General features: G+C 38.6%; 9 protein-coding genes and 1 pseudogene. 3 read left to right on the forward strand and 7 right to left on the reverse strand.

Features of this window, described 5'->3' with window-relative positions:
• Window positions 1-94 precede the first annotated feature (94 nt).
• From AB432_RS31085 to AB432_RS15720, 4 genes are all read right to left on the reverse strand, one after another.
• Window positions 95-445, reverse strand: coding sequence for an SDR family NAD(P)-dependent oxidoreductase (locus tag AB432_RS31085; RefSeq protein ID WP_235617710.1), 351 nt, complete (start codon window positions 443-445; stop codon window positions 95-97).
• Entirely contained in the window at window positions 397-759 is a 363-nt protein-coding gene (locus AB432_RS15710) for a nuclear transport factor 2 family protein (RefSeq protein ID WP_048033078.1), read from the reverse strand. The genes AB432_RS31085 and AB432_RS15710 overlap by 49 nt, the downstream gene beginning before the upstream one ends.
• Before the next feature lie 39 nt (window positions 760-798).
• Window positions 799-2,034, reverse strand: a complete 1,236-nt coding sequence (locus AB432_RS15715; RefSeq protein WP_235617711.1) for an MFS transporter — start codon at window positions 2,032-2,034, stop codon at window positions 799-801.
• A gap of 188 nt (window positions 2,035-2,222) precedes the next feature.
• Window positions 2,223-3,278: a TauD/TfdA family dioxygenase gene (locus AB432_RS15720; protein ID WP_048033080.1), complete on the reverse strand. Its 1,056-nt coding sequence runs from the start codon at window positions 3,276-3,278 to the stop codon at window positions 2,223-2,225.
• A 165-nt stretch (window positions 3,279-3,443) separates the two neighbouring features.
• Here AB432_RS15720 and AB432_RS15725 point away from each other — a divergent pair, with 165 nt between their 5' ends.
• The gene (locus AB432_RS15725) at window positions 3,444-4,355 is read left to right on the forward strand and encodes a LysR family transcriptional regulator (RefSeq protein ID WP_235617740.1); all 912 of its coding nucleotides are present in this window, start codon (window positions 3,444-3,446) and stop codon (window positions 4,353-4,355) included.
• A gap of 68 nt (window positions 4,356-4,423) precedes the next feature.
• Here AB432_RS15725 and AB432_RS15730 read toward each other — a convergent pair whose 3' ends face one another.
• Window positions 4,424-4,891: a 2,4'-dihydroxyacetophenone dioxygenase family protein gene (locus AB432_RS15730; RefSeq protein ID WP_048033082.1), complete on the reverse strand. Its 468-nt coding sequence runs from the start codon at window positions 4,889-4,891 to the stop codon at window positions 4,424-4,426.
• Between the two features lie 313 nt (window positions 4,892-5,204).
• On the reverse strand, window positions 5,205-5,558 hold the full coding sequence (locus tag AB432_RS15735) for a hypothetical protein (protein WP_048033083.1): 354 nt from the start codon (window positions 5,556-5,558) through the stop codon (window positions 5,205-5,207).
• A gap of 915 nt (window positions 5,559-6,473) precedes the next feature.
• On the opposite strand from AB432_RS15735, the gene loaP reads away from it, so the two are divergent.
• Together loaP and AB432_RS15745 are read left to right on the forward strand one after the other, a co-directional pair.
• A complete protein-coding gene (loaP, locus tag AB432_RS15740; protein ID WP_048033084.1) occupies window positions 6,474-7,058 on the forward strand; it encodes an antiterminator LoaP in 585 nt (194 codons plus the stop codon).
• A gap of 78 nt (window positions 7,059-7,136) precedes the next feature.
• Complete coding sequence (locus tag AB432_RS15745) at window positions 7,137-7,826, forward strand: 4'-phosphopantetheinyl transferase family protein (protein ID WP_048033085.1); 690 nt, start codon at window positions 7,137-7,139, stop codon at window positions 7,824-7,826.
• A gap of 40 nt (window positions 7,827-7,866) precedes the next feature.
• On the opposite strand, the pseudogene AB432_RS15750 reads toward AB432_RS15745, so the two are convergent.
• Window positions 7,867-8,452 (reverse strand): annotated as a pseudogene (locus AB432_RS15750) (GNAT family N-acetyltransferase).
• Between the last annotated feature and the right edge of the window lie 124 nt (window positions 8,453-8,576).

Consider the following 8,576-nt stretch of genomic DNA (forward strand, 5'->3'; position numbering starts at 1 on the left):
GAGGACCAGCCTTTTGGCCAAGAGATTCCTCTGGAGTAGGCCTGTGGGTCATTCACGCCGATAGGGAAAGTTCCAGGAGCAATGGAATTCACATTTACGCCATGGCGGCCCACTTGACGGCAAGCTCCTCCGTTAAAGTCATAACTGCAACCTTACTTGTTATATATGCAACAGAGTCTATAAATTCTGGGTCAGCACCTTTAGCCGTTCCGCTGCTGTTTACTAAAATCTCGATTTTTCCAAAGTGAGAAATGGCTTTATCCACTCCCTGACGGACAGATACAGGATCTGTGACATGCAATGCCAAGGCAAGTGCTTGTCTTCCTAAAACTTCGATTTCTTTTATTAGTTCATTTCTTACATACGCCAAATCTTGGTTACCCTGCGCTGAAAAGGTTAAGGTTGTAAATGAATAATTGTACCTTGATGGAAAAACAATTGCCATCTTCCATTTCTCAATTTCCAAATAGAACTACGCAAAGTATGTCGATTTCTTGTTTCATCAATTATTTGATAAGTAGCCAGTACCGCATCGTCAGCCAAAGTATGCATATCAAAATTATGGAGAGTCATTTTAAAGACACCACCGGCTCCAACAGCTGCTATGCAATCACTTTTCAAAAATATATGACCCATACTTCCAAATTCACGAAAATCATTTGCAAGCAGTTTATTTAATTCCTCAGGAGATGAGCGAACTTCTGGTCTTAACAATTGTTTCTCAAGTCCTCTAATGTGTTGTTTTAGATCTTTATCCATAATTTTCATCCCCAATCCAGTATTTTATTGTAAAGGTGATTAAACATTCACTTGTTCCCCTTCTTTTAGCGCTGTAAGACTCCGCTTTAAGGGACGCACAACGATCCAAAACAATAATCCAATAACCAACATGCCCAAAGAGGTTACTTGAAACGAATAATGATATCCAATTGCTTCAGTCGCAGCATTTTGGATGAGATAACCGAATACGAGTGGAGCAATAATACTTGCTGAACTTGAAAGAGCAATGAACGTCCCTTGTGCTTTTCCGATATTTTTGGGAGAAAAAAAATCCATCAATATGGCGGGTGCGAGTGAAAGGATGACATACGAAAGACCTGGAGCAATGGTAAAGAACAGTATCTTAAGATCAGTTGAATTCACGGCATTTGCCAGAAATATGCACACAGCGGATAGCACCATCATGAAACCCGCAAGATTGATTCGCGCTTTACGAATATCCCCTGTTTTACGATAAAGCCAATCTGATAGCATCGAAAAGCCAAGTTGGCAAATGGCAGCGAAAAGAAATGGTAAAGACACCGCTAGTTTTAAGGTTGGGCCATTGAAATGTTGAATTTTGGAAAAGTATGCCGGAAACCATACCGCTTGAACGGACAATAACCAATAGGCACAACCTCCACACAAAACGGTAAAAACGAAATTTTTAGAAAAAAGATATGGGAGAAACTGACGCCAAGAAACCTTGGAGAGGGTTGATGAATGCTGCTCCTCTTGATCAAAGGAAGGCAACCCGATTTCTTGTGGACTTTCTTTACCGACAATCACCCAAAACCCTAGCACAATAAGCCCAAGAATACCCATGGCGATAAAAGCAGATCTCCATCCATATTGTTCGATCATGGAAATTAATAATGGCGAAGCAATCGCTGATCCGCCAGTTGTTCCTAACAGAACAGCTCCAAAACCTATCCCATGTCTATGTTTTGGGAACCATTTTCCGATTATAGCCGTTGATAGTGCAGGTGCTGGACCTTCACCTGCTCCCAAGATGATTCTTGTCAACACCAAGACAAACAGACCGGAAACAAACGGTGTGGCAAATTGAACAGCCAACCAAATTAATGACAGCCAAGTTAACATTTTTTTTGTGTTTATTGAATCGGCCATTCCGCCAAGTACGATAGAGGAAAAGATAAAGAACCAAAAAAAAGAACTACCAACAAGTCCCCATTCGGAAGGGCTTAATTGTAACTCCGTCATGAGGGGAACGGAAACCAAACCAATGACAATTTTATCGACTTGGTTGATCATCCCAGAAAGAACTAGGAATGATAATATGATCCAGGAATATTTTGGCGTTTTCGGCATAAGCCCCCCCCTTTTTTACCATTAAGGGAACACCATTTCGTAATATCTGAAAAGGTACTCCCCATCACATGGCTCAGTTGGTGTTCTTATGAAACGGTCAATAAAGGTAAATCTTCAAGTTTTACGTTCAATTACTTCAAGTTTTCTACAATACCGCCGGCGGTTTTTTTACGTACAGGAATACCACCACGACCCGGTTTACCTGTGTGCTCATCAATATACATCGCGAAATCTGATGCAATTTCCCGACCATTTGGCATCGTGAGCCACAATCTTAATAAATGACGTTTGCGTTCCGGTTCTTCATAGTCTTCGTACAGAGTACGTGAATGAAGCATTGTATAGTTATTGACGAATTGCATATCACCTGGTTCCATCATCATGTTATAATGCATATTTTCATCATGAAGAATGGAATCCAACATGTCTAATGCTTCGATTTCAACTTTTGATAAATGAGTACCTGTTTTCACTTGTGCTGATTCAATAAATGTACGCACATATCTGCAGCTCAATTTACCACCGTAATAGCTAAAAATAGGTGAAGTAAATACGGGAGATTCACCCGGCGCTTCCTCTCCACGGCGATCAAAGATGAATGGACGATAGAGAATTCCGAGATACTCTGGGTATTTCTCCAGAATTTCGTTATAAACAGCCATCGAACTTATGATACTGCTAAACCCGCCAGATTTCGCTTTTCGAAGACTTAATAATCCGACGACGTCAGATCCATCTGCGTGAAAGGGAAGATGTAATTTCGTTTGGTAACCACGTACATTTGGATTTTCTAAACTGAGACCTTGATCTATGACGTGCCCTAAAACGTCACCTCTTGCATTTTGCGTTACCGGAATGCCCATATGAAGTCCAAGCCCCCAGTAAATGATGCTTGCTTCTTCATCCGTATACCTTTCGATCGGTAAACCACGAATTAATAGAAACCCCCTACCGTTCTCCAACTCGTTAACAAAGTAAGCAACTTCGTTAGAGAGATCCTGAATCGGGAAGTCTTCCTTGTTAAAATCAGGTGCTTGTAAACCCTTTTGCTTCACATGAAATAAAGCGTTTTCAAGTACTGCAATCGTTTTTTCAGACAAATTATAGATCCATGAATCATCTTGTGCTAAATCAGTCCCTTTCCACGCTACTGCTCCTTGAATTTTTTCCTTTATAATGGATCCCATAAATACTCCTCCTTCAATAGTACGGTTGGCTTCTTAAAATAGAGATTATTATGATTTTTATGAGTGTTTCGAAAACTCATCTTGATTATACTGATAAATTGTATTTAAATAAAATTATAGATTTTTACTTGCAAATAAGTATTTCTAATATTGAATAAAGAGGGAATGACTGTGAACCTTGAACAATTACACTATATTGTTGAAGTCGCAAGACACGGCTCTCTGTCTATAGCAGCACAGAATCTTCATGTGACCCAATCCGGTGTTAGCCAGTCCATTACCAACTTAGAAAAGGAGTTAGGGCTTAAAATTTTTAATCGGTCACGAGGACACGGAGCAGTACCGACCGATGAAGGTAGAATCATTCTGAAGCAAGCCTACGAAGTGCTGAGAAAACTTGAGGAAATAAAAGAAACAGCTAACTCATTCACCTCCACGGAAGTGGGGGAACTAAAAGTGTCTTCTGCACCTGGGATGACGACGCTTCTGGTAAAAGCTATTGCTGCTTTTAGACATGATTATCCTCACGTAAACGTGGAAGTTGCCGAAAAATGGGCCCCTACTGTGATTGAAGATGTTCGTCAGCATAAGACCGACATTGGATTGATTACGTATTCAACTAATTGGAATATAAACTTGGAAGGAATCGCTTTTGAAGCACTGCTTGAAGGGAGACCGAAAGTATACGTTTCTAAGCACTCTCCATTAGCATTTCTTAGTACCATAACTCCGCATGAGTTACTTGATCAAACTTTGGTCACATTTAACAGTGAATCAATGCAGTGTTTTGTTCAAGATTTCTTTAACAAGTACAAACCCTTGAGAATTTTATTTACAGCAAATAATATGGAGGGAGTTCTCCAGGCGATCATTGATGGTTTGGCTTTTACATTTGCTCCTGATTTCCAAATGAAAAACTATCACCCTGTCATAAAGGGTGATATCATTGCTATTGATTTGGTAAATCATGGGCCTGTCAATATTTCTATCGGGTTGGTTAAATCAGAGGTGAAACATTTATCAACTTTTGCCAACAAGTATATTCATTATTTAAAATCTGAAATCATTAAGAGTTAAGACGTAACATAAAAGAGAAGCACCTCCGTACGATTACGGCAACGGCTTCTCTTTTTCATGTCTACCATTTAAAATTTGGTTACATCTGTAGGTTCAATTCCTTCGGCCGCACAGTAGTCATGGTATCTTTTCAGGAATGATTCCCAATTATCTCGCGCAATAATTTCGCCATTCTCACCCAAATAGTCCAATGTTCCTTCTACGATATTTAAGGTAATAACATCTTGATCCCCTAAGCCTTGCGGTGTATGTTTGGAGCCAGCAGGTTCATATACGATATCACCAGCTCTGGAGATCCAATCATCCTCAAGATACCTCCAGGATCCCTGGATGGTATACACAATGACTGTACCAGAATGAAAATGAGCAGGAAGTTGCATACCAGGGGGAACTTTTAATATGGTAAGATTTTGTCCTGTCACCGGGTTGGCTTTAAGCAGCTTAAATTTCGCGTCTCCAAAATAAGGAATCCAAGGCAAATCGTCTGGATTAACATGATTGGCAGCCAATGCTGCTACATTTTTCACATTGCTCATTTATTTCCCCTCTTCCAATAAAAGTTTTGGCGCTCTTCGCAAATTGTTAACGCTTTCAAGTTTGTAATTTTATTAACTATTGCGAATTAACCGACTTTATTATACTTAGAATTTTGCATCAAATAAAATTATTATTTTTAACTTGTAAGTAAGTTGAATTAATATGCACCACTGATAACCATAGATACATACATTCACCTCGTCCCTATGATGCATCGGGATGCTGCAGATGCTTTTGGGAAAGCATTTTGTATAGTGCTTAATCGTTCCCATCATAACTTAAATTCATCCTTACCCAATGTGTTTAAGCGGTTTATAAACAGCATCTGTAACTGCGCGGTCCGCCATAGACAGAGGGACCCAAGGCATCTCCCAGGAACAGCTTGTAGTTTCCTTCAGGTTTTTTTTGTAAAAGTAACATAACCTCTTCACCTGGCTTTACAAAACCATCTTTTTGTGTGTTACGGTCACCAAGTTGATAGAAGGTAATTTCTTCATCAGTAGAAATATTTCCAGCAATTACTTTTGTCACTTTCACCTTAGATGGAGTGACTGGAAACTCGAAATTTATCCTTGAATCCAAGCCGGCATCTTGAACAAAAACAGGTAATTCCTCAACTACTTTTCCTTCAACAATAACTTGCGGTAAATCCATCTCTTCTTCCAAGACAATATATATTTTTTCATGAGCTTCTCCTTCTTAAATGGAATTAGCGACTATACATGCTATTAACATCCTGGATATCGACACTTGTGGGATTATAAGAGAATCTACCATCATTCCAAGCACCGTTCTTCATGATAGAGTCAACGCCAATTAAACCATTATGTGCAATAGAGTTATCATTTTTACTTTCAGTTCATGAAATAACAATTTTATGAACTAGATTTAATTATTAAAAAACTATAGATTTTTTGATTGAACTTTTATCTAAACTGAATTTTCAGATGATTCCTTTTATTGACTTTTCCATAATTCCTCTTTTCCATATTCTTTCGTTCACACACTGTATTCTCACTTCCTCTATACGCTCTTTCGTTTGTTTTGAACCTCCCCCTCTTAACCCTCGTTTAGTTACCGATTGACTAAAACCTGTGCTACTCTCATGGTAGCTTATGAATCCAGGACGACAATATGATTTTGTATCACTGCTCCTCCCTACAGCTGAACCCATCCTTTTTGTAGGATGATAGCTGCAACGTCAGGCATTCCGAACGTGCCGAACAATTTGGACGGGCATGGAAATTTACCATCAGGACAGCTTTTCCTTTATAATTCGAAAGCAATTGAAATGCGAGAATGAACTTGACGATAAGCTAGTGTGGGGTTACCATAGTGTTGGTAATAAATATAAAAAATGATAATTTTTTCAATTAACTTGAATTACAATCAAAATGTCTCTTATCTTTTTAAGTTGATGGACTTGAAAAAGTTTCGATCAAGGGATTCAGAGTAGAGGGTCTCAATAATTGTTACACGACAACGTTTTACATGACTCAAGTACTGTTGAGCATTTAATTCTAGAGCTGCTGTTACTACCAATTATCTGAGAAACATCTCGAAAAGGAGTCAATTACCTATATGAACTGGTATGTTCTCTTTGTTAAATCGGGTAATGAACATTCTGTAAAAGATTGGCTGAATAAAGCCTTTGATAAAGAAACTTTGTACTCAATCGTTCCAAAACGAATCGTTCCTGAGAAAAAAAACGGTGAACTTCTGCGTGTCGAGAAGAATTTGTTCCCCGGATATATTTTTGTAAAAACAGAAATGAATTTTTCAACATACTACTCCATTAAACGACATTCAAAAATCATCCGCATACTAAACTATCTAAATAAAATAGACCTAACATACGATAGTACCGTTTCCCCCCGAAACTGCCGTGGGAATCAAAACTATGAAGAAGCGCATTATTTTAAAAAGATTCCCGAAGAAGAAATGTCGACTATTCTTAAACTTCTGAATAATGATGATCAGATCGATTTTTCCCAAGTATACACGCAAGACTTCAAAGTTTATGTAGAATCAGGCCCATTAAAAGGAATGGAAGGTATTATTAAAAAAATCGATAAACACAGGAGAAGGGTAAAAGTGCTTGTTTCCCTTATGGGAGATGAGCGAATTATCGACCTTGGTATTGAATTTATTGAGCCTAGTGTGTAATTCATGTAGCCATCATAGGTAAATGCTAAATGTTCAAATCCCCTGAAAGCATGACAACTGTACTGGAGGTTGAACATTATGCAAATATACGCTGTCCCTATATCTACATTACCAGATGTGTACATTTCACACCTCTTAACCTTTGTTACGGAAGAAAAGAAACAAAGACTGTCCAAGTTCCTTCAACGTGAAGATCTGATCAGAGGACTATTGGGCGACCTCCTTATTAGAAAAATCGTTTCTGAAAAATTTGCGATTCCTCCGAAAAGTATCTTATTTAGCAAGAACACATTTGGAAAACCGTACCTTTACATGCCGTTGAACCTACTTCATTTTAATATCTCACACTCGGGCAAATGGATAGTCTGCATAATAGACGAGCACCCTGTGGGTATTGATATAGAAAGAATACATACGGTTGATCTACAGATTGCAAAACAGTTTTTTGCACAAGAAGAATATGAGTTTATTGAGAATGAACAAGATGCTCTGCAAAGATACTCTCGCTTTTTTAAAGTCTGGACGGCCAAGGAGAGTTATGTCAAAGCAATCGGCCATGGACTCTCGACTCCACTAAATAGCTTTTCAACTGTTCGAGGAGGTGCAGTTGAGGGATTACGTGTCTATGATCAATGTAATTGGTATTTTAAAATATTCTTTCTTGATGACCAATATACTCTTACTGCTTGCGCGAAGAACGACAAGTTTTGTGAAACGGTTGAGATCATTGCCTTGAATACATTTGTTCAGTTTTTTCTAAATGATTGAGGGTGACATCAAGTTTTTTGAAAAAAAGAAGGCTTCATCCTCAAAACCGGTAGTTCTCTCTTTCGAAATCTTCTTTAAACAAGCTATATATCTCTAAATCTACAATTCCTTTACCAGACCAGGATGCTGCTTGTCTTAGCGTTCCCTTCTTGATGAAACCATTCTTGAGCAATACCCTTTTGGATACTTCATTCAGAGGCATTACATCTGCTTGAATTCTGCTCACCTTGGCATCTTCAATTTTAAGAAGCGTACGACCATGTTGACCGCCTCTGAGGCAATTCCTTTTCCCCAGTGTCTTTCGGCCAAAAAGTAGCCGATTGTTACCTTGTTTATTCTTTGATGAAACTCGAAAGCCTCGATAATACCAACTAATGTATTGCTCTGGTTCTAAGGGAAATCCCCCATTTCAATCTCGTTTTTTTATGATAATCTCTTTTAAAATGCCTGAGCATGGTCATTACACTGTCCTTTTTGTGCTTTGGAATAATACCGCAGTACTCAAATACATTATCATTGCTGTAAATCTCAAACACTTCTTCTAAATGATGATCTTCAATCGGGCCAAGTGTTAATTTGTCCGATTTCAATACTGGAAACTCCTTAAACAAAACGTTGCTATCCATTATTCAATCTCTCTCCTTTCCGTGTTCCCTTCTAGTAGACGCTACAGTCTGCAACCTCGTGTTCGGGGGTGCTTCCTATATTTACTTCAGGGTGGATGTAAAAAAATCCCGCCAATGTAGATGG

The organism is Brevibacillus brevis (assembly GCF_001039275.2).
In the GTDB taxonomy this organism is placed as follows: domain Bacteria; phylum Bacillota; class Bacilli; order Brevibacillales; family Brevibacillaceae; genus Brevibacillus; species Brevibacillus brevis_C.